Raw genomic sequence first — 21542 nt, forward strand, 5'->3', positions numbered from 1 at the left:
TCAATTGGCGGTAACGGCGGGGAACAGGTGAGCGAAACCCGTTTCCGACGGGCAGAGCGCATTGAGATCCACCGCTCCCTGAATGCCGTCCACGGTGCCGTTATCGGCAAATTGCCAGATCGACCAGCGACCGCAGCCTTTCTGCGCCGGCTCCTTGAACACGCTTCGCAGCCAGAGATAATGTTCGGGGAAGCGGGCTTCATTGCCTTTCAGATATTGATCGTAGAACTCCTGCGTGACGTAGAAGATCGGCTTTTCCGGAAACGTGCCTTTCAGCTCGGTGAAGAAAGCGTTCAACTCCGCAACTATTTCGTCCAGCGTCGGGACCTTGTTGCAATTGCCGACAAATTCCAGTCGACGGCGATCGGCAAGGCATCCAGCGCCTTTGGCACGGTCGCCAGGACATTCTGCGCCTGATCCCTGCCCGGGCGGCAGAATGTGAAGAAATGATAGGCGCCCCTGACCAGCCCGGCATCGCCGGCACGCTGCCAGTTCTCGGCGAACCTGAAATCCTTGTGATCACCGCCTTCGGTCGCCTTCATGATCGCAAAGCGCACGTTCGGCTGCGCGGCCACCGTCTTCCAATCGATATCGCCCTGGTGATGGCTGACATCGATGCCCTGGATCGGATAGGTCGCTAAAGATGGATTGTTGAAGCGAAGCATACCGAAATCGTATGCGAAATATGCGGCCGAGGCGACTGCCAGAATTGCAACCGCTCCAATCGTCCCCCTCACCAGGCGCCTCACGAATTCCCCCAATTTTTAGCGGCTTCCCGCTGGCTACGCGCGATTTGCGTTGCGAAAATGGCGGACAAGCCCCGACGCTCGCATCGTATTTTCGCCCTCTTGACCAAATGTCATTCCCGCGCCATAAAACGCGGCATGAAAACGGTTATCTGCATTATCTGCGGAAAGATTATTCGCTAGCGCAAGCGCTGGCCCGGCCGTTTTCGTCTCCCAAATAGTCAAGATGCGAAACGCCCCGGTCCGCCGGTTGCGATATTTTCTGAACGTGCGTTTTGGGAGAGTGAAATGGGCGGCACGCCGGAACTGAAGCTGTACAACACGCTGACGCGGGAGAAATCGGCCTTCAAGCCGATCGATGCCGAGAATGTCCGCATGTATGTCTGCGGCCCGACCGTCTATGATTTCGCCCATATCGGCAATGCGCGGCCGGTCATCGTCTTCGACGTGCTGTTCCGGCTGCTGCGGCATGTCTATGGCGAAAACCACGTCACCTATGCCCGCAACATCACCGACGTCGACGACAAGATCAATGCGCGGGCGCTGAGAGATCATCCCGGCCTGCCGCTGAACGAAGCGATCCGCGCCGTCACGGAAAAGACCGAGACGCAGTTTCACGCCGATGTTGCCGAGCTCGGCTGCCTGGAGCCGAATGTCGAGCCGCGCGCCACCGACAATATCCAAGAAATGATCGAGATCATCGGGAAGCTGATCTCCAATGGCCATGCCTATGTGGCGGCAGGCGAAGTGCTGTTCGACACACGGTCCATGGCCGATTATGGTCAGCTTTCGAAGCGTCCTCTCGACGAACAGCAGGCGGGCGCCCGTGTCGCCGTCGATGCGCATAAGAAGAACCCCGGCGATTTCGTGCTGTGGAAACTGTCGAGCCACAACGAACCCGGCTGGGAAAGCCCCTGGGGCCGCGGGCGGCCCGGCTGGCATATCGAGTGCTCGGCGATGAGCCGGCGCTATCTCGGCGATATCTTCGACATTCACGGCGGCGGGCTGGACCTGATCTTCCCGCACCATGAAAACGAGATCGCCCAGTCGCGCTGCGCCCATGGGACCGAGGTGATGGCGAACGTCTGGATGCACAACGGCTTCGTGCAGGTCGAAGGCCGCAAGATGTCGAAGTCCGAAGGTAATTTCGTCACGATCCACGATCTGCTGCACACGCAGATTTTCGGCGGCCGCAAATGGCCGGGCGAAGTGCTGCGCCTCGCGATGCTGATGACCCATTACCGCGAGCCGATCGATTTCTCGATCAAGCGCCTGGAAGAGGCCGAACGCCTGCTCGCCAAATGGCCGGCAACGGAGCCCGGCGATGCCGAGCCTGATGAGACCGTGTTGAACGCGCTTGCCGACGACCTCAACACGGTTGCGGCAGTGCAGGCCTTGCATGCGCTGGCGCAGGCCGCCCATACGGACCCCGCCGCAGGCGCCAGCTTTGCCGCAACGGCCGCCCTTCTCGGCGTATTGCCGAAGAAGGCCGAAATCGACGAAGCCGTCGCAGCGGCCGTCGATGCGCTTGTTGCCATGCGCCTGGAAATGCTGAAGGCGAAGAATTTCGCCGAAGCCGACAAGATCCGCGACGAGCTGACGGCAAAAGGCATCCAGCTGAAGGACGGCAAGGATGCCGCGACGGGCGAGCGGGTGACGACGTGGGAGATGAAGCGTTGAGAACGGCGCTGGGGTGTAAGACCCGTCCCCAACCCCTCCCCACAAGGGGGAGGGGCTACGGTGCCACACTGCTTCGAAACGACGTCACCGCAATCGCAAGCGTTCGAGGCAGAAACAAAGGCGGCGCCGCGGGAAAGCCCTCCCCCTTGTGGGGAGGGTTGGGAGGGGTTTTCTCGTTATCAACGGCATCACTGCAGGAGGACCTGCCATGACCACCTATACCGGCGGATGCCAGTGCGGTGCGGTGCGCTTTCGCGTCAGCGGCGAACTGAAGGATTCGTCGATCTGTCATTGCCGCATGTGCCAGAAGGCGTTCGGGGCCTATTATGCGCCGCTGGTTTCGGTGCGCGGCGCCGCGTTCGAATGGACGCGGGGAGCGCGCAAGAGATTCCGCTCCTCCAATTTCGTCGAGCGCGGCTTCTGCGGCGATTGCGGCACGCCGCTGACCTATGAGGCGCCCGACGGAATGGCGGTTGCCGCCGGCGCGTTCGACGATCCCTCGCTGCTGCCGCCGACCATACAGTGGGGCGTCGAAGGCAAGATCGCCTTCGTCGATCATCTGCATGAACTGCCTGGAGAAAGAACCGAGGCCGATTTGACGGCAGGTTCCTTCCTGCATGAACTCGTTTCCTATCAGCATCCCGACCATGATACGTCGGTCTGGCCGCCGGAGGATCGCTCTTGAGCGAAGTCACGAAGTATACCGGCGGATGCCAGTGCGGCGCGGTGCGTTACCGCGCGCGCGGCGAACTCGGCTACCCCCATGTCTGCCATTGCCGCATGTGCCAGAAGGCGGCCGGCAACTATTTCCTGCCGCTCGCTGCGGCAAAGCGTCAGGATTTCGAATTGACGCGCGGCGAACCGAAATGGTTCCGCTCTTCCGATCTCGTGCGGCGCGGTTTCTGCCGCGATTGCGGCACGCCGCTCTTCTACGATATTCCGGAAGCGGACTTCATCAACATCGCGCTCGGCTCACTCGATGATCCCGATGCCGTTCGGCCCGTGATGCAATCGAGCACCGGCCGCAGGATGTCCTGGTTTCACGCCCTCGACGGGCTGCCTGTGGAAGCCGAGCCTGAAACGCCCGACCGCGAGAACGCGATCGCGGCAAGCAATCATCAGCACCCGGACCACGATACGACAAGCTGGCCATTCGGAGAACCCCATGACGGATAAGATCAGAACAGGCGGATGCCAGTGCGGCGCCGTGCGCTTCCGCATATCAGGCAAGCTGGGGCGACCCTCGATCTGCCATTGCCGCATGTGCCAGAAGCAGTTCGGCGGCTTCTTCTCCGCGCTCGTCACCGCGCCGGAGGAAGGGATGGAGTGGACGCGCGGTGAGCCGAGCTACTTCCAGTCCTCGGTCAATATCGACCGCGGCTTCTGCAGCAATTGCGGCACGCCGATGACCTATCGCCATCCCGGCGGCCTCGAGCTTGCGATCGGCACTTTCGACGACCGCAGCGATCTCGCGCCGCAGATCCAGGTCAATTACGACGCCCGCCTGCCCTGGGTCGAGCAGATCTTCGACGCGCCGGTCCTGAAGGATCAGGATTTTTACGCGCGGCAGGAAGCAATCATCTCCTTCCAGCACCCCGATCAGGATACTGAAGTCTGGCCCGCGAAAGGCGTGAAAATATGACCGAGACACTGCGCACCCTCTATCCCGAAATCGAAGCCTATGCCTCCGGCCATCTCGATGTCGGCGACGGCCATATGATCTATTGGGAGCGGTCGGGAACCCCGGGTGCCAAGCCCGCCGTCTTCCTGCATGGCGGGCCGGGCGGCGGCATCTCGCCGGCCCATCGCCGTCTTTTCGATCCCGCCCTCTATGACGTCATGCTGTTCGACCAGCGTGGTTGCGGCAGGTCGACGCCGCATGCCGAACTCGATGCCAACACGACATGGCACCTCGTTGCCGATATCGAGCGGCTGCGCGAGATGGCCGGTGTCGACAAATGGCAGGTGTTCGGCGGCTCCTGGGGCTCGACACTGGCGCTCGCCTATGCCGAAAAGCATCCGGAGCGCGTTTCCGAACTCATCCTGCGCGGCATCTATACGCTGACCAAGGCCGAGCTGGACTGGTACTATCAGTTCGGCGTCTCCGAAATGTTTCCCGACAAGTGGGAACGCTTCATCGCTCCGATCCCGGCTGAAGAACGCCACGAGATGATGCATGCCTATCACCGCCGCCTGACGCATGCGGACAGGAATGTGCGCCTTGAAGCCGCGCAGGCCTGGAGCATCTGGGAAGGCGAAACGATCACGCTTCTGCCGGAACCCTCGACGAGCGGCAAGTTCGAGGAGCCGGACTTCGCCTATGCATTCGCCCGCATCGAGAACCATTTCTTCGTCAATGCCGGCTGGATGGATGAAGGGCAATTGATCCGCGACGCCGGCAAGCTGAAAGATATTCCAGGCGTGATCGTGCACGGCCGCTACGACATGCCCTGCCCGGCCAAATACGCCTGGCTGCTGCACAAGGCCTGGCCGAGGGCAGAGTTCCACCTGATCGAGGGCGCCGGCCATGCCTATTCGGAGCCGGGCATTCTCGACCAGCTGATCCGGGCGACGGATAAGTTTGCCGGGAAGTTGGATTAACTGTCCTGAACAGGGCAGCCCCTCACCCTAGCCCTCTCCCCGCGCGCGGGGAGAGGGGACCTGCCCTGCGAAACGGTGCGGCATGTCCCTTCTCCCGGTCAGAACGGGGAGAAGGTGGCGGCAGCCGGATGAGGGGCAGCATCCGCATTCCACCAACACCCGCCTGCCGGGAGGAAACGACATGAAAGAACGCATCTACCTCTTCGACACGACGCTCCGGGACGGGCAGCAGACGCCCGGCATCGATTTTTCCGTCGAGGACAAGATTGCGATCGCCGCCATGCTGGATGAGTTCGGCCTGGATTATGTCGAGGGTGGATATCCCGGCGCCAATCCGACGGACACCGCTTTCTTCAGCGAGAAGCGCACCAGCCAGGCCGCCTTCGTCGCCTTCGGGATGACGAAGCGGGCGGGCGTTTCGATCTCCAACGATCCGGGCATTGCCGGATTGTTGCAATCGAAAAGCGATGCCATCTGTTTCGTCGCCAAGAGTTGGGACTATCATGTCGCCGTGGCGCTCGGCTGCACCAACGAGGAAAACCTCGAATGCATCGGCGAGAGCGTCAAGGCGGCGGTCGGCGCGGGCAAGGAGGCGATCGTCGACTGCGAGCATTTCTTCGACGGTTTCAAGGCCAATCCAGCCTATGCGCTCGCCTGCGCCAAGACCGCCTATGAGAGCGGCGCGCGCTGGGTCGTGCTCTGCGACACCAATGGCGGCACGCAGCCGCCGGAGGTGCGCGCCATCGTCGAGGCGGTGATCGCATCAGGCGTTCCAGGCCACTGTCTCGGCATTCACGCCCATAACGACACCGGCCAGGCGGTCGCCAATTCACTGGCTGCCGTCGAGGCGGGCGTCCGGCAGATCCAGGGCACCTTGAACGGCATCGGCGAGCGCTGCGGCAATGCCAATCTGGTGACGCTGATCCCGACCCTGGCGCTGAAGAGCGCTTACAACACACGTTTCGAAACGGCGATCGACGAGGAGCGGCTGCTGAACCTCACCCGGCTGTCGCACGCCTTCGACGAGCTTCTCAACCGCTCGCCGGATCACCAGATGCCTTATGTCGGCGCGTCCGCCTTTGCCACCAAGGCCGGCATCCATGCTTCGGCTCTGTTGAAAGATCCGCGCACCTACGAACACGTGCCGCCGGAAAGCGTCGGCAATTTCCGAAAGGTGATGGTCTCCGATCAGGGCGGCAAGGCGAATTTTATCAACGCACTGAAGCGGCGCGGCATCATCGTCGCCAAGGACGACCCGAAGCTCGACTTGCTGATCTCGATCGTCAAGGAACGAGAATCCATCGGCTATGCCTATGAGGGCGCCGATGCAAGCTTCGAGCTCCTGGCGCATCGCACGCTCGGCACCATCCCGGAATTCTTCACCATCGAAGGCTTCCGAGTGATGATCGAGCGCCGCTTCGACAGTCTCGGCCGCGTGAAAATCGTCTCGGAAGCGGTGGTCAAGATCACCATCGACGGACAGACGCTGATGTCGGTTGCCGATGCCGAAGGGCCGGTCAACGCGCTCGACCTAGCGCTGCGCAAGGATTTCGGCAAGTACCAGCACGAGATCGACGATCTGGTGCTCGCCGATTTCAAGGTGCGTATCCTCAACGGCGGCACGGAGGCGATCACCCGCGTGCTGATCGAATCCACCGACAGCGACGGCGTGCGCTGGTGGACGGTCGGCGTCTCGGAAAATATCATCGACGCCTCCTTCCAGGCGCTGATGGATTCGGTCATCTACAAGCTGATGAAGAACCGGCAGTTGGCCGGCAAGATCGCGGCGGAATAAGATTTTCCGCCGGTTCGGCGAGAATATCCGAGTCTGCGCCCGGAAATCGCAAGCCGCGTTTGGTCCATCGCCGCGTCTTGCGCTTCAAATCCTCTCACCGTTCATTCAACGAAATGAATTGGCCTATTCACGGCGCTTAAGCTAGGCCGGATCAGAAGAAGAACAAAGATGGAAACACCCGATGTCCACCGACGCATCCGTTCCGCTGATCAAGAACGAAGATAGTCCGCGCGGTTTCGCCTTCGCGCTGACGGCCTATCTGCTCTGGGGCTTCCTGCCGTTCTACATGAAGGCGGTGGCGCATATTCCGCCTTCCGAGGTGATCGCGCACCGCATCGTCTGGTCGCTGCCGCTGGCAGGCATCGTGCTGGTCGTGCTCGGGCGCACCGGGGATATCCGCGCGGCGCTGCGCTCGCCGCGCATGCTGGCGATGGGGGCGTTGACGGCCTCGCTGATCACCGTCAATTGGGGCACCTATGTCTGGGCGATCGGCGCCGGCCATTCGCTCGATGCGGCGCTTGGCTATTTCATCAATCCGCTGTTCAGCATCTTCCTCGGCTCCGTGCTCCTCAAGGAAAAGCTGCAGCCGCTGCAGATCGCGGCGATCGCGCTGGCGGCGGTCGCCGTCGTCGTTCTTGCCTTCGATAGCGGCGGCATTCCATGGGTGGCACTGACGCTGGCGATCTCCTGGGGATTTTACGCCCTCTTCCGCAAGACGCTGCCGCTCGGGCCGAACCAGGGCTTCTTCCTTGAGGTGCTGATCCTCAGCGGGCCGGCCCTGCTCTACATCCTCTATCTCGAATTCAGCAGCGGCCTGGGGCATTTCTATCGCACCGGCCTTGCCGACACCGCCCTGCTGCTCGGCTGCGGCGTCGTGACCGCCGTGCCGCTGATGATCTATGCGAATGGAGCCAAGCTCCTGAAACTCTCGACGATCGGCATCATGCAATATATCGCGCCGACGATGATCTTCCTGATCGCCGTCTTCGCCTTCCACGAACCGCTCGGCACGGCGCGCATGATCGCCTTCCCGCTGATCTGGGCGGGGCTGTTCCTCTATAGCTGGTCGATGCTGAAGAGCAGCCGCGGGCGCTGAAACCGCAGGCGCCGGAGACACCCGGAGACACCCGCCGGCACCTGCCTACATCTTCGAAATCACGTCGTCCTCGCCGTCGCGGTCGGCGGCAAGTTGGGCTGCCTGGGCCATGATCGCCGGAATGATGCCGGAGACGTCGTCGACGATCAGCGGCTGCACCCGGTGGGCCGTGTGCAGGAAGCCTTCCCCGGTCATATGGCGCATCAGTTCCATCATCGGATCCCAGAAGCCGTTGATGTTGGCAAAGACCATCGGCTTCTCGTGGCGGCCGAGCTGCGCCCAGGTCATGATCTCGACGATCTCCTCCAGCGTGCCGATGCCGCCCGGGAGCGCGACGAAGGCGTCCGAGCGCTCGAACATCGTATGTTTGCGCGCATGCATGTCAGGAGTTACAATGAGTTCGTTGAGCTGACCGAGCGAGTGGCGCGTCGCTTCCATATCGATCAGGAATTCGGGAATGATGCCGGTGACCTGACCGCCGCCTGAAAGCACGCCGCTTGCAACCGCGCCCATGATGCCTTTGGTGCCTCCGCCATAGACGAGGCGCAGGCCGTATTCGGCGATCTCTCTTCCGAGAGCACGCCCGGCCGCCATGTGTGAAGGATCGCGTCCCGGCCTGGAGCCGCAGTAAACGCAGATGGATCGAATCGATACAGATTGCTCGGTCATAGAGGCGAAACAACTATTCCATTTCAATGCAGTCAAGAAAATTGACTGAAAAGCAGCGTGCCTAGCTTGCCTAATTGCTTTGAATGCTTGTGAAAAGCAACGGGAATCGCTAGCAATTTTAGGTACTACGGCAAATTGCCGCCTTGGGAGACAGAATGATGAAAAACCGTGCCGGCTTGCTGGCCCTTGCAGTGCTCGTAATCGCAATCTTACTGATGGTGTTTTTCGTCATGCCGCGCATCGGCGGCGATGCAACCAAGATCGGCGACACAATCAACCAGGCGAGCACGGACCTCAAGAACACGGTTAACGAGGCGGCAAAGACATCTCGCTCCGCCGTGGCCGATTCGGCTGCCGTCGCCGAAAAGGTCGGCCGCCTCTCCGCCGACGCCGGCACGTCGCTTAGCGAACTTAGGACACTCTTTGCCGACGGCAAGGGGCCGGCCATCGATGTCCTCACCGCCGCCAAGACCAAGGCCGTCAATGCGTTGACCGCACTTGCCAATTTTGCAGTTCCCGACGGCGCCGACCCCGCGACCCAGACCGTGGCCGCCAAGGCCAAGGACGGCGGCGCGAAGGCGGTCGCGATCGTTCAGGCGCTTCCGGAGAATGCCGCCGATGCGCTTGCCGCCATCGCCAAGGCCGAGGCAGCGCTGACCGGTGCGCCCGAGCCTGCGGTTCCTGCGGCCAATACGGCAGCGCAGAATACCGGCCCGAAGCTTCCGGCCTTCGACGTTCTGCGCGTCGAGCCCGACGGCTCGACCGTCATTGCCGGCTCGGCCGAACCGAACAGCAAGCTCGAGGTGCTCGACGGCGAAAAGGTGGTGACGACGGCCGACGTCGATGGGAGCGGCGATTTTGCCGCCGTCCTGGACAACCCGCTTTCGGCCGGCGATCACCAGTTGGTGCTGAAGGCAACAGGCAAGGATGGCAAGAGCACGACTTCCGAAGAGGTCGCGACCATTTCCGTGCCGAAGGACGGCAACGGCGCCAATCTGCTTGCCATGGTTTCCAAACCTGGCGCCGCCAGCCGCATCATCACCGCGCCGAAGGCTGGAACCGAGGTCGCCGATGCCTCCAATGCGCCGGCTGCCGGCAATGCGGCTTCCGCTGAGGCGCCTGCCGCGACCCCTGCTCCGACAGGCGAGCTGGCGCTGCAGACGCCCGACGCTTCCTCCGGCAGCGCCGGCGAGCCCGCCACGCCAGGCGCGACCGCGCCCGACAAGGCAGCCGTGCCCGATGTGATGGTCAACGCCGTCGAGATCGAGGGTAACAAGATCTTCATCGCCGGCACGACGCGCGCCAATGCCAAGGTCCTCGGCTATGCCGACGACAGCCTCATCGGCCAGGACACGGCCGGCTCCGACGGCCATTTCGTCATTGACGGCGTGGCGGCGCTCTCGGTCGGCGACCACAAGATCCGCGTCGATGTCGTCGATCCTGCCGGCAAGGTGATCGTGCGCGCCGCCGTGAATTTCAACCGCCCGGCGGGCGATCAGGTCAGGGTCGCCGCGCAATCGGCTCCCGTCGATGCGAACGGCGCCTCTTCGCTCGTCCCGGTCGACGAGGGCGAACTCGGCAAGCGCAAGGCAGAGGCCGGCAAGGCCTTCGGCCTGCTGAAGGGCCTGTTTGCCGACGGCAAGCAGCCGGGCGCCGAACAGCTTGCGGCCGCCCGCTCGGCAACGGAATTTGCCCTGCGATCCGTCGTGGATTTCCGCCCCGAAGCCGATGCGCCCGACACGTTCAAGCGGGCATCCGGCTCCGCCGCGCAGACGGCCTCCACTGCGCTGACCCTGCTTCAGGGCCTGCCGAAGGATGCGAAATCGGTCGGGGCCGCCATCGACCGGCTCGGCGCGCTGATCGCCGAGCTCAACGCAGCGCCCGCGCCGGTGGCACCCGCCTCGAACGATGCAGCGAGCAACGAGCCGAAGACGATCGAGCAGGCGCCGCTGACCGCAAACAATGCCGCGGTCATCATCCGCCGCGGCGATACGCTCTGGCAGATCTCGCGCCGCACCTATGGGCTGGGCGTCCGTTACACGACGATCTACATGGCCAACGAGGACAAGATCATCAATCCCGATCGCATCCGCCCCGGCCAGATCTTCGGGCTGCCGAAGGACGCCCTGCCGAACGCCGAGGAGCTGCATCGCAAACGCCTTTCCGGCGAGCACCTCTAAGGCCAGCAAAAACCATCTGGACGAGCCGGGCGGATAACCGCCCGGCTTGTCTTTTGCAGAGCCCCGCACTTGTTGCATTCGTCCGGCCGGCACCCTATCTGGCGATGGCGGCTCCGGGTACGGGAAACGCTTTTCAGATATGTCCCACGGTCCGGGCTTTGCCGGGCATCGAAGCGCCGCCACCGCGGCAGGTCCATCCGGACTGGAGACAGGCATGGCAAACGGCAAAACAGTCTCGGAATCCCATCTCCTCAGGACGCTTCTCAACCTCTGGCCCTATATGTGGCCGGCCGGCCGGGCCGACCTCAGGATGCGCGTCGTCTGGGCCTCGGTCTACCTGCTGATCTCCAAGTTCGTCCTGCTGCTCGTCCCTTATTTCTTCAAATGGTCGACCGATGCGCTGAACGGCAGGATGGATCTCGCCGGCACCGTGCCGCCGCTGCTGGCCGGCGCCATCGCGCTCGTCATCGCCTATAACGTCACCCGGCTGATCCAGCTCGGCCTCAACCAGCTGCGCGACGCGCTGTTTGCCAGCGTCGGGCAGCATGCGGTGCGCCAGCTCGCCTACAGGACCTTCGTGCACATGCACGAGCTGTCGCTGCGCTTCCATCTGGAGCGCAAGACCGGCGGGCTCTCGCGCATCATCGAGCGCGGGACCAAGGGCATCGAGACGATCGTGCGCTTCACGATCCTCAATTCGGTTCCAACCGTCATCGAATTCCTGCTGACGGCGGCGATCTTCTGGTGGGGCTACGGCTTCTCCTATCTGGCCGTCACCGCCTTTACCGTCTGGGCCTATATCTGGTTCACGATCCGCGCATCCGACTGGCGCATCGCCATCCGCCGATCGATGAACGACAGCGATACCGACGCCAACACCAAGGCGATCGACTCCCTCCTCAATTTCGAGACGGTCAAATATTTCGGCAATGAGGAGATGGAGGCCAAGCGCTTCGACAAGTCGATGGAGCGCTACGAGAAGGCTGCGACCGATGTCTGGACCTCGCTCGGCTGGCTGAACTTCGGCCAGGGCGTCATCTTCGGCATCGGCACGACCATCATGCTGGTGCTGTCGGCGCTGGCCGTGCAGCGCGGCGAACAGACGGTCGGCGATTTCGTCTTCGTCAATTCGATGCTGCTGCAGCTTGCCGCACCGCTCAACTTTATCGGCTTCGTCTATCGCGAAATCCGCCAGGGGCTGACCGACATCGAGCAGATGTTCGACCTTCTGGAAGTGGAAGCCGAGGTCGTTGACGCGCCCGATGCGGCCGAGCTTCGCATCGGCCAGGGGGCGATCTCTTTCAAGGACGTGCACTTCGCCTATGACCCGGCCCGCCCCATCCTGAAGGGCATTTCCTTCGAGGTGCCGGCCGGCAAGACGGTCGCGGTCGTCGGCCCGTCGGGCGCGGGCAAATCGACGCTGTCGCGGCTGCTCTACCGTTTCTACGATATCCAGAGCGGCACGATCACCGTCGACGGCCAGGATATCCGCTCCGTGACGCAGAAGAGCTTGCGCTCGGTGATCGGCATGGTGCCGCAGGATACCGTGCTCTTCAACGACACCGTCGCCTACAATATCCGCTATGGCCGCACGTCGGCCAGCGACGGCGAAGTCTATGCGGCGGCGGAGGTGGCGCAGATCGCCCATTTCATCGAAATGCTGCCCGAGGGTTTCGAGACCAAGGTCGGCGAGCGCGGGCTCAAGCTTTCGGGCGGCGAGAAGCAGCGGGTGGCGATCGCCCGCACCATCCTGAAGGCGCCGCCGATCCTGATCCTCGACGAAGCAACCTCGGCGCTCGACACGACGACGGAACGGGAAATCCAGACGGCGCTCGACGTCGTTTCGAAGAACCGGACGACGCTGGTCATCGCCCACCGGCTTTCGACCGTCATCGGCGCCGACGAGATCATCGTGCTCAAAAGCGGCGAGATCGCCGAACGCGGAACCCATGCCGCCCTCCTCGAAATGAACGGCCTCTATGCCTCGATGTGGAACCGCCAGCGCGAGGCGACGCAGGCCGAGGAGCACCTGAAGCAGGTGCGCGAAAACGACGACATGGGCGTGGTCACGCGGCTTGCCCCGGCAAACTAATTGGGAACCCGAATGCCGCCGCCGGCTTTTGTTGTTCAGAACCCTGGCATGCGAGCCGGGGTTGAGCCCGCAGCATTGCCGAGAAGGCGGTTTTTCGCTAACCAGCAAAAAACGACAACGCAAGGAGACCGGCAGCCATGAGCCTGTTCGACACGGTTCGCAACACGATCGTCCCCGTGCACAAGGAGGGGTATCCCTTCGTCGCAGCCTTCTTCGTCGCCTCGCTGGTGCTCGGCTGGATCTTCAAGCCGCTCTTCTGGATCGGCATGATCTTCACGCTGTGGTGCGCCTATTTCTTCCGTGACCCGGAGCGTTTGACGCCCCAGGACGACGATCTGGTGATCTCTCCGGCCGACGGCAAGGTCTCGGCAATCCAGATGGTGACGCCGCCGGCCGAGCTTAACCTAGGCTCCGAGCCGATGCTGCGCATCTCGGTCTTCATGAATGTTTTCAATTGCCATGTGAACCGGGCGCCGATGCGCGGGCGGATCGTCAGCATCAACTATCGATCCGGCAGCTTCGTCAATGCCGAGCTCGACAAGGCGAGCGAGGACAATGAACGCAACGGACTGGTGATCGAAACATCTCACGGCCAGATCGGCGTCGTTCAGATCGCCGGCCTCGTCGCGCGGCGGATCCTCTGCTGGGCGAACCCCAACGAGCCGGTGGACGCCGGCGAGCGTTTCGGGCTGATCCGTTTCGGCTCGCGGCTCGACGTCTTCCTGCCCGCAGGCGCGGCACCGCGCGTCTCGCTCGGCCAGACGGCGATTGCGGGGGAAACCGTCATCGCCGAATTCGCCTCCGCCAAGGGCCCCATCATCAGCCGCCGCAGCTAGGAAGATTGGAACGCGATATGGAAACGCCCTTTCCGCCTTTCGAACCCAACGGACCGGATGATTCTGCACGCGGTCCGCGTCTGCGCGAAATCCCGTTTCGGCTCGTCTTTCCGAACCTCATCACCATCCTGGCGATCTGCGCCGGCTTGACCGGCATCCGGCTCGCTTTCGAAAACCGCTACGAGCTCGCCGTCGCCATGGTGCTGCTCGCCGCCTTCCTCGACGGTATCGATGGGCGCGTCGCGCGGCTGATGAAGGCGACCTCCAAGTTCGGCGCGCAGATGGATTCGCTTGCCGATATCGTCAATTTCGGGGTCGCGCCCGCTCTCGTCGTCTATGTCTTCGCGCTCGACCAGGCCCGCTCGCTCGGCTGGATCGCCGCGCTGATCTATGCAATCGCCGCCGGGCTTCGGCTTGCCCGCTTCAATGTCATGGCCGAACGTGAGAACAAGGCGACCTGGCAGTCGGAATATTTCGTCGGCGTACCGGCGCCTGCCGGCGCCATGCTGGTGCTGCTGCCGGTCTATCTCGGCTTCCTCGGGCTCGCGACCGACCGCACCTTCGCCTATATCTCGTCGATCTATACCGTGTGCATCGCCTTCCTGCTGATCAGCCGGCTGCCGGTCTGGTCGGGAAAATCGGAAGGCAACCGTCTGAGGCGCGATCTGGTGCTGCCGATGATGCTCGGCGTCGTGCTCTATGTGGCGCTGCTGATGAGCTATACCTGGGAGGTGATGGTCTTCACCGTTGCCGCCTACCTCGTATCGCTGCCCTTCGGCGCACGCAAATGGCGCCGGAAATACGGGACGCTGACGATCGAGGAACCCGGCGTCGGCGACGACGACATCGGCCGGCATATCTGACCCTAAAGCATTCCCGATTTCTCCAGGTCGCGGAAAGAGTCCTCTCCCTTCTCATTCCCGGCGAAAAAGCGCCATGGGCTTTTTTCCGGAAAAGCCTCCGCGCGCTTTTATTGGAACCACCCCCTTCAGTAAGTATTAACCAACGTAGGCTTCAGTTAAGCCTCGCGAATTATGGTGCGTGTTTACAATTCCTGATAAGCGACGTCGCCGTTTTGTCGCTATTTTTGACCAAACAGGAAACTATAAACAGCCAGGGAAGAACCACGTAAGGAGAGTATCGTGACTTCGAAGAAGAACAGTACCGGCGAACCGCAGACGGCCAAGCCGGATCTCGCCGCCAACTACCGTCCGGTCGGACTGAAGGCCGTAGCCGCGGCATCGCTGATGGCGAAGAACAAGCCGACCGGCATCAAGAAATCCGCATAAGGAGCGGGATCGAAGAGGCGATCGCCTGCTGACGCAAGTCGGGCAAGACTAGCGAAGCGGATGCGAAGCCAGTCAAGAAACGGCGAGTGCCGTTTCAGAAGAAACTGAGCTGGGCGTCATCCGGCTTCTGCTTCTCCGGCGCTTTGGCCGGCTTTTCGATGGCAACAGGCTCCTGCAGGTCAGGCCCCATATTGGCGACCTTGTTGACCTTGTCGGAGACCGGAATGGCCTCGAAGAAATCCTCCTGAACGGGCCGCATCAGGTCGACGACCTCGCGCGGCTCCTGCGTCTTGCAATCCAGCCAGCGGGAGAAATCCTGTGGCTTGATGACGACAGGCATGCGATCGTGGATCGCGGATATGCCGGAATTGGCCGCGGTCGTCAGGATCGCGCCGGTATCGACCTCGGATCCATCTGCCGAGGACCACGTCTCCATCAGCCCGGCAAAGGCGATGACGCCACCCCGGCGCGGCCTGATCCAATAGGCCTGCGGCTTCTCGCCGCTTTCCCTCGATGGGCGATGCCATTCATAGAAGCCGGTGGCCGGAATCAGCACCCGGCGATGGCGCATGGCCGCGCGGAACGAAGCCTTGCCGATCGCCGTCTCGGCGCGGGCATTGATCAGCAGCGGGAATTCCTTCGGGTCCTTGACCCAGGCGGGCGTGAGGCCCCAGCGCACGAGCAAGGCGCGACGGTCGGCCAGGTTGCTGCCCCGCTCCCTGCCCTCGCCCTCTATGACGACGAGGATCGGCTGCGTCGGCGCGATGTTGTAGCGCGCCGGAAAGTCGTCGAGATCGAGACCGGAGAAGATATCGCGCAGGTCGGCGATGGAGCTTGTCAGGGCAAAACGTCCACACATCGCCCTGTCTTTGCACCCTGCCCGTGTCAGGTCAAGCCGCCCGAAGCGCATCGCAAACTGCTGCGCGGTTTTGCACGGCAGGCTTAGCTTCTCGGACCGAAGAGAATGATGCTCGCCCCGCCAAGGCAGATCAGTGCCCCTGAAATGTCGTAGCGATCGGGCACGCGGCTTTCGATCAGCCGGAGCCAGAGCAGCGAGGCCAGGATATAGATGCCGCCATAGGCGGCGTAGGTGCGACCGGCCGCCTCGCTCGGCACCAGCGTCAGAAGCCAGGCGAAAAGCGCCAGAGAGACCATGCCCGGCACCAGCCACCAGATGGGCTTGCCGAGCTTCAACCATGCCCAGAAGGCGAAACAGCCGGCGATTTCTAAGACGGCGGCAAGGCCGTAAATGATGTAGGTCATGGAAGCCCTTTCGATCCGCCACGACTATCCCCGCGAAAAGTGGGGAAGCCAAGAAGGGCGAGGTGCAAATGTCGGCCCATCGGATAGGATGGGCCATCCGAGCCACGAGCAGCCCATGATTTCCACCGCTAAAGCCGCATCTTCCGCCATTCTTGAACGCGACGGGCGATTCCTTCTGGTGTTGCGGCGCAATCCGCCTTCCGCCGACATGTATGCTTTTCCGGGCGGACGGGCCGAGCCCGGCGAAACGCCGGAGCAGACGGCGCTTCGGGAATTTCATGAGGAAACCGGCATCCCGGCGCGCAATCCACGGCTGTTTTCAAGCTACGACCTCAAGACCCATGCTGCCGACGGCAGCATCAGCAGCCATTTCCTCCTCTCGGTCTTTCGAGTGGATGCGGATCCCGATGCCGTGGCTGAAGCGGCCGACGATGCGGCTGCGCTCGGCTGGTACACGGTGGAGGAAATCCGGCAGTTGCCTGTGCCGCAGAGCGTGCTCGAATGCGCAGAGCGATTGGAACAGGACAAATTTCAGGCCGACTCGGCCTAAAATCTGAATCCTGTTCTCAATTTAAAGTTAGAGCATGATGTCGTCCGAAAACCGCTCACACTTTTCGGCATCATGCTCAGCGGCGAATAGAAGTGGAAATTATCCGGCCCGCCTTGTTGCCGTCATGCTCAACGTATCAACTGATCGCATGATTCCCGTTCGGCGCGTCTTTCTGTCCCTGCTCGTCCTGGCCGGCCCCACGCTGGCGCAGGGCAAGAACACGCCGCCGCCTCCACCAGTGCAGGAAACTGCGCCGCCGGCGCCCGTAATCGTGCCCTATGACGACAAGCTGGCGCGGTTCGCCGAGGTGCTGGGTTCCGTGCATTACCTCAGGACGCTTTGCAAGGCGGCGGGCGGCGACGAGTGGCGAAGGGGCATGCAGCGGCTGCTCGATTCGGAAGCGGGCAGCGAGCCGCAGCGCAAGGAAAGGCTCACCGCAGCCTTCAATCGCGGCTATCGCGCCTTCGCTTCGGTCTACACGGATTGCACCGCGGCGGCCATCGTGGCAGAAGAGCGCTACCGTAACGAAGGTGCAACACTCGCCACAGAAATTACTTCGCGCTTTGGAAATTGACGTTTAATTAACCTGTTTTCGCATGCGGACGTGTCGTTTTGGGAAAAGGCTGTTAGTGTTGTTAACGGTGCAGTAAGACATGAGAAGTTCTGAGGAAAAGACAATGGAAGCAAGCCTCAACGAAATCGACGACATGATCGTCCACGAGAAGATGCAGGCGGCTCTGGAGTACCAGAACGAGGCTTGGGCCGACGGCATGGCCGACGGAATCGAGCCTGAAATCATCGCCGACGCCGCCATTGCGCATGCACTGCGCGAGACGATCAGATTGCATGGGGAAAGCAGCGCCGAAGCCCTGCTGGATTCGCTGCGCGAGCGCATGCTGGCCGGCGAATTCTCCGCAAGCCGCACCCTGCAATAACCGATATCAGAGAGTTTGATGCGCACCGGTAAAGAGAAAGTTTCGCGAATCCCGCTCGCGCCGGTGCTGCTTGCGTTCAGCCTGACCGGCAATATTTTCCTGGCGCCGGCAGCTTACGCGCTTTCCGAACTGCACAAAATCCCCGGCCAGGCCGCCAATGACGCGCCGTCCGCACAGGGAAGCGGCCAAGGGCAGAGCCAGCCGCAAGGCGGGGCCGCTCCCGGCGTTCCCATGGCTGATCCGCTGATCAGCAGTCAGAACAATCAGGGTGTCGACAAGACGCCGGGCGCCCAGGACGCTTCAAAGCCCGTCGAGGTGATCTACGATATCAACAAGGCGCCCGAGCCGGTCCGCAAGCTGCGCGAGCAGATCGTCGAGGCGGCCGCCTCCGGCGATCTCGAGCGGTTGCGGCCGCTGATGGGCGCCGGCGCCGACCAGACGCAGGTTACGGTCGGCGAGCCGACCGACGATCCGATCAGCACGCTGAAGGACCTTTCGGGCGATCCGGATGGAGACGAGATCCTCGCCATCATGCTCGATATCATCTCGACCGGTTTCGTGCATGTCGGCGCCGGCACACCCGACGAGATGTATGTCTGGCCCTATTTTGCCGAGAAGGACCTGAAGTCGCTGACGCCGCCGGAGCGCGTCGAGCTGCTGCGCATCGTCACCGCCGGCGATCTTTCCGACATGCAGGAGTTCGGCGGGTATAATTTCTACCGCCTCGGCATCACGCCTGCCGGCAAATGGAAATTCTTCACCGCGGGCGACTGACGCGCCGCGCTTCGCGCTGTGACGCCGTGCATGACGCTTGCGATCCATCCTGCAAAGACCTACCTCTGAGCGAAGACCAACGCGACGGGTTCCGCCATGCCAGACGTATTCCTGAAAGACCGTGCACTGCTCTTCGTCAGCGGTGCGGAAGCCCAATCCTTCCTGCAGAACCTGATCACCACCGATATCGTTTCGCTGGGCGCCGACGAGGCGCGGCCGGGGGCACTGCTGACGCCGCAAGGCAAGATCCTGTTCGATTTCATGATCTGGCGGGAGGGCGACGGATATATCATCGAAACGGACGTTGGCCAGCGCGACGGACTGCTGAAGCGACTGACGATGTACAAGCTGCGCGCCGCCGTTACGCTTGCGGCGCATGCGGACGAAGGTGTCACCGTTTCCTGGGATGACGATGCCGACACCCCCCAAGGCGTCCGGGACAGCCGCTTCACCAAGGCGGGTGTCACCCTGACCCGCCGGGCAGGACGGCATGGCGACGACGCGCAGGCCCTGTACGAGGCGCTGCGTATCAACCATGGCATTGTCACATCAGGAGCGGATTTCGCCCTGCAGGACGCCTTCCCGCATGACGTGCTGATGGACCTGAATGGCGGCCTCTCCTTCAAGAAGGGCTGTTATGTCGGCCAGGAGGTCGTCTCGCGCATGCAGCACCGCGGCACCGCCCGCCGGCGCGTCGTCACGGTTTCTGCCGCGACCGCCTTGCCGGAAACGGGGACGGAGATCACCGCTGCCGGCAAACCAGTCGGTACGCTCGGATCGGTCGAAGGCGGCAAGGGGCTGGCGATCGTACGCATCGACCGCGCCGGCGCCGCGATGGCGGCGGGCACGCCGCTGCTGGCCGACGAAACGACGGTTTCTCTCGCTCTGCCGGAATGGTCCGGCCTCGTCTTCCCCACAAGCGCCGACGAGGCCAGCGCGTGACAATGGCGAAGGCTCCGCGTGCCTGGCAACGCATGCTGTCCGGGCGCAGGCTCGATCTGCTCGACCCCTCGCCTCTCGACGTCGAACTCATCGACATCGCCCATGGACTTGCGCGCGTTGCCCGGTGGAATGGCCAGACCTCCGGCGATCATGCCTTTTCGGTGGCGCAGCACAGCCTCCTCGTCGAAGATATCTTCCGGCGCTTCAACGATGCCAGGCCGGAGGAATGCCTGATGGCGCTGCTGCATGACGCGCCCGAATATGTGATCGGCGACATGATCTCGCCGTTCAAATCGGTGGTCGGCGGCGGCTATAAGGCGGTGGAAACGCGGCTGGAAGCCGCCGTACACCTGCGCTTCGGCCTCCCCCCGCATCCCTCGCGCGACCTCAAGGACCGCATCAAAAAGGCCGATACGATCGCGGCCTATTTCGAGGCGACCGTGCTCGCGGGCTTCACGCCCGCCGAAGCACAGAAATTCTTCGGTCAGCCGCGCGGCATCAGCAGGGACATGCTGATGATCGAGCCGCTGCCGGCTCTCGCCGCGCAACGGCTGTTCTGCGAGCGCTTCGCGGCAATCGAGGCCGAGCGGGGGATGGCATCGTGAGCTTCATCGTCGTCTCGCCGCTGTCTCGCATCGCGGAAATGGCGGTCCACCATAAGGCGCGCGACATGATTAGCCTTGTTGCCAAGGAGCAGGCCTTTCATCGGCCGGGGGTGATCGCGGCCGAGCGTCACCTGACACTCGGCATGAACGACATCAGCTTCAGGGGCACCGGCGATCTCGTGGCGCCTGACGAGACGCATGTGCGAGCCCTAATCGATTTTGCCGCCTCATGGCGTCAGGAGACACCGCTGCTCATCCATTGCTGGATGGGCGTATCGCGCTCTCCGGCGGCGGCCTTGATCGCTGCACTGTCGCTGGCGCCCGATCAGAGCGAGGAAGTGCTCGCAAACAGGCTGCGGTCCGCCTCGCCTTTCGCGACGCCGAATGCCCGGCTGATCGAGATCGGCGATGCCCTGCTCGGCCGTGGCGGCCGGCTGGTTACGGCCGTGCGGGCAATCGGCCGTGGCGCCGATGCAGACGGCAACGCGCCTTTCCTGCTCACGATCAGGGGCACCGCCAGCGGTTGACGCTGCCGCGCCCTGCTCCATCTAGGCCCACGACGCATGATCAGTAGGGCCGGAAATTATGGAACAGCAGGCAAACGATGTCCTCCTCGCCACGCGCACAGCGCTCAGCCAGGCGAGCGCGCTCGCCGTACAATATTCCTTCTCCATTCTCGGGGCAGTGATCCTGCTCATCGTCGGCTGGACGCTGGCCGGCTTCATCAGCCGCTGGGCCTATGAAGGCCTGTCGCGCATCCATGGCATCGACGAGACGCTGGCACGCTTCTTCACCAACGTCGTGCGCTATGCGCTGCTCATCCTCGTGTTCATTACCGTGCTCGGCCAGTTCGGCGTCCAGACCGCTTCGATCATCGCGGCGCTCGGCGCGGCGGGCCTGGCCATCGGTCTGGCCCTCCAGGGGACGCTGCAGAATATCGCAGCCGGCATCATGCTCCTGGTCCTCAGGCCGTTCCGCGTCGGCGAATATATCGAGACCAGCAGCGTGGCCGGAACCGTCCGCGAGATCGGACTGTTTGCGACGGAACTAAGGACCGGCGACGGGCTCTATCGGCTGGCGCCGAATTCGACGCTGTGGAACACGCCGATTACCAACTTCAGCCGCGAACCGACGCGGCAGAACGACCTGAAGATCAACATTTCTCGCGAGGATGACCTTGATTTGGCGATGGAGACGTTGATGGGCATTGCCAAACGCAATCCCAAGGTGCTGCCATCACCGGCACCCAGCGTTTTCATCGACAGCCTCGGTGACAGCACAATACCGGTCACGCTGCGCTACTGGGCAAAGACCGGTGACTGGTGGCAGGTGAGCCGCGACATGGTGATGCGGGTAAAGCTTGCCTTCGACGAAAAGGACGATCCGGCCGCCATGCCGGACGATTCAAATTCCGCGCCCGGAAAAAGGTCCAACGGCACCGCGGCGGCCGAAAAACCGACGCGGCAGTGAAACATTGCTGCGCGCAAGC

At 62.6% G+C, this 21542-nt stretch carries 23 protein-coding genes and 1 pseudogene; 20 read left to right on the forward strand and 4 right to left on the reverse strand.

The genetic code is table 11. The features are described from left to right. Positions 1–749 (reverse strand): annotated as a pseudogene (locus tag CO670_RS07570) (GH25 family lysozyme). 285 nt (positions 750–1034) lie between these two features. Between CO670_RS07570 and cysS the strand changes: the two are divergent. The 7 genes from cysS to rarD all read left to right on the forward strand — a co-directional run bounded on the left by cysS (position 1035) and on the right by rarD (position 7918). Then, positions 1035–2426: a cysteine--tRNA ligase gene (gene cysS, locus CO670_RS07575; RefSeq protein ID WP_097589675.1), complete on the forward strand. Its 1392-nt coding sequence runs from the start codon at positions 1035–1037 to the stop codon at positions 2424–2426. A 208-nt stretch (positions 2427–2634) separates the two neighbouring features. Then, positions 2635–3111, forward strand: a complete 477-nt coding sequence (locus CO670_RS07585; RefSeq protein WP_097589677.1) for a GFA family protein — start codon at positions 2635–2637, stop codon at positions 3109–3111. Further along, positions 3108–3602 (forward strand): GFA family protein, encoded by a 495-nt coding sequence (locus CO670_RS07590; RefSeq protein ID WP_097589678.1) that lies wholly within the window; start codon positions 3108–3110, stop codon positions 3600–3602. Before CO670_RS07585 ends, CO670_RS07590 begins: the two co-directional genes overlap by 4 nt. Continuing rightward, positions 3592–4068 (forward strand): GFA family protein, encoded by a 477-nt coding sequence (locus CO670_RS07595; RefSeq protein ID WP_097589679.1) that lies wholly within the window; start codon positions 3592–3594, stop codon positions 4066–4068. The genes CO670_RS07590 and CO670_RS07595 overlap by 11 nt, the downstream gene beginning before the upstream one ends. Continuing rightward, positions 4065–5027, forward strand: a complete 963-nt coding sequence (gene pip, locus CO670_RS07600; protein ID WP_097589680.1) for a prolyl aminopeptidase — start codon at positions 4065–4067, stop codon at positions 5025–5027. The genes CO670_RS07595 and pip overlap by 4 nt, the downstream gene beginning before the upstream one ends. A 181-nt stretch (positions 5028–5208) precedes the next feature. Continuing rightward, entirely contained in the window at positions 5209–6822 is a 1614-nt protein-coding gene (gene cimA, locus CO670_RS07605) for a citramalate synthase (RefSeq protein ID WP_097589681.1), read from the forward strand. A 181-nt stretch (positions 6823–7003) separates the two neighbouring features. After that, on the forward strand, positions 7004–7918 hold the full coding sequence (gene rarD / locus CO670_RS07610; protein ID WP_097589682.1) for an EamA family transporter RarD: 915 nt from the start codon (positions 7004–7006) through the stop codon (positions 7916–7918). Positions 7919–7963: 45 nt separating this feature from the next. Here the strand turns inward: rarD and CO670_RS07615 are convergent, their stop codons facing one another. Then, positions 7964–8587, reverse strand: coding sequence for a TIGR00730 family Rossman fold protein (locus CO670_RS07615; protein ID WP_097589683.1), 624 nt, complete (start codon positions 8585–8587; stop codon positions 7964–7966). Between the two features lie 155 nt (positions 8588–8742). On the opposite strand from CO670_RS07615, the gene CO670_RS07620 reads away from it, so the two are divergent. The 5 genes from CO670_RS07620 (at position 8743) to CO670_RS32895 (ending at position 14984) form a co-directional block, all read left to right on the forward strand. Then, positions 8743–10767 carry a LysM peptidoglycan-binding domain-containing protein gene (locus CO670_RS07620; RefSeq protein ID WP_097589684.1) on the forward strand — a complete coding sequence of 675 codons (2025 nt, stop codon included), beginning with the start codon at positions 8743–8745 and terminating at the stop codon, positions 10765–10767. A gap of 214 nt (positions 10768–10981) precedes the next feature. After that, positions 10982–12859 carry an ABC transporter ATP-binding protein/permease gene (locus CO670_RS07625; RefSeq protein WP_097589685.1) on the forward strand — a complete coding sequence of 626 codons (1878 nt, stop codon included), beginning with the start codon at positions 10982–10984 and terminating at the stop codon, positions 12857–12859. A 137-nt stretch (positions 12860–12996) separates the two neighbouring features. Next, on the forward strand, positions 12997–13695 hold the full coding sequence (locus CO670_RS07630; RefSeq protein WP_097589686.1) for a phosphatidylserine decarboxylase: 699 nt from the start codon (positions 12997–12999) through the stop codon (positions 13693–13695). A 17-nt stretch (positions 13696–13712) separates the two neighbouring features. Next, entirely contained in the window at positions 13713–14558 is an 846-nt protein-coding gene (gene pssA, locus CO670_RS07635; protein ID WP_088677002.1) for a CDP-diacylglycerol--serine O-phosphatidyltransferase, read from the forward strand. Between the two features lie 279 nt (positions 14559–14837). Continuing rightward, positions 14838–14984 (forward strand): hypothetical protein, encoded by a 147-nt coding sequence (locus CO670_RS32895; protein WP_176538887.1) that lies wholly within the window; start codon positions 14838–14840, stop codon positions 14982–14984. A 94-nt stretch (positions 14985–15078) separates the two neighbouring features. Here CO670_RS32895 and CO670_RS07640 read toward each other — a convergent pair whose 3' ends face one another. After that, positions 15079–15843 (reverse strand): SOS response-associated peptidase, encoded by a 765-nt coding sequence (locus CO670_RS07640; protein WP_097589687.1) that lies wholly within the window; start codon positions 15841–15843, stop codon positions 15079–15081. An 83-nt stretch (positions 15844–15926) separates the two neighbouring features. Beyond that, on the reverse strand, positions 15927–16247 hold the full coding sequence (locus tag CO670_RS07645) for a YnfA family protein (RefSeq protein ID WP_097589688.1): 321 nt from the start codon (positions 16245–16247) through the stop codon (positions 15927–15929). A 115-nt stretch (positions 16248–16362) separates the two neighbouring features. Between CO670_RS07645 and CO670_RS07650 the strand changes: the two genes are divergently transcribed. The 8 genes from CO670_RS07650 to CO670_RS07685 all read left to right on the forward strand — a co-directional run bounded on the left by CO670_RS07650 (position 16363) and on the right by CO670_RS07685 (position 21523). After that, the gene (locus CO670_RS07650; RefSeq protein WP_097589731.1) at positions 16363–16797 is read left to right on the forward strand and encodes an NUDIX domain-containing protein; all 435 of its coding nucleotides are present in this window, start codon (positions 16363–16365) and stop codon (positions 16795–16797) included. A 124-nt stretch (positions 16798–16921) separates the two neighbouring features. Further along, the gene (locus tag CO670_RS07655; RefSeq protein ID WP_176538892.1) at positions 16922–17371 is read left to right on the forward strand and encodes a TIGR02301 family protein; all 450 of its coding nucleotides are present in this window, start codon (positions 16922–16924) and stop codon (positions 17369–17371) included. A gap of 103 nt (positions 17372–17474) precedes the next feature. After that, positions 17475–17732 (forward strand): hypothetical protein, encoded by a 258-nt coding sequence (locus CO670_RS07660; RefSeq protein WP_097589689.1) that lies wholly within the window; start codon positions 17475–17477, stop codon positions 17730–17732. 18 nt (positions 17733–17750) lie between these two features. Then, the gene (locus CO670_RS07665; RefSeq protein ID WP_097589690.1) at positions 17751–18506 is read left to right on the forward strand and encodes a hypothetical protein; all 756 of its coding nucleotides are present in this window, start codon (positions 17751–17753) and stop codon (positions 18504–18506) included. Between the two features lie 96 nt (positions 18507–18602). Further along, positions 18603–19448 (forward strand): folate-binding protein YgfZ, encoded by an 846-nt coding sequence (locus CO670_RS07670; protein WP_097589691.1) that lies wholly within the window; start codon positions 18603–18605, stop codon positions 19446–19448. Then, entirely contained in the window at positions 19445–20053 is a 609-nt protein-coding gene (locus CO670_RS07675; RefSeq protein ID WP_097589692.1) for an HD family hydrolase, read from the forward strand. The genes CO670_RS07670 and CO670_RS07675 overlap by 4 nt, the downstream gene beginning before the upstream one ends. Then, on the forward strand, positions 20050–20580 hold the full coding sequence (locus CO670_RS07680) for a tyrosine phosphatase family protein (RefSeq protein WP_097589693.1): 531 nt from the start codon (positions 20050–20052) through the stop codon (positions 20578–20580). Before CO670_RS07675 ends, CO670_RS07680 begins: the two co-directional genes overlap by 4 nt. A 58-nt stretch (positions 20581–20638) precedes the next feature. Continuing rightward, positions 20639–21523, forward strand: a complete 885-nt coding sequence (locus tag CO670_RS07685; protein WP_097589694.1) for a mechanosensitive ion channel domain-containing protein — start codon at positions 20639–20641, stop codon at positions 21521–21523. The last annotated feature ends 19 nt before the right edge of the window (positions 21524–21542 follow it).

The sequence above is a fragment of the Rhizobium sp. J15 genome (genome assembly GCF_002531825.1).
Taxonomy (GTDB): domain Bacteria; phylum Pseudomonadota; class Alphaproteobacteria; order Rhizobiales; family Rhizobiaceae; genus Rhizobium.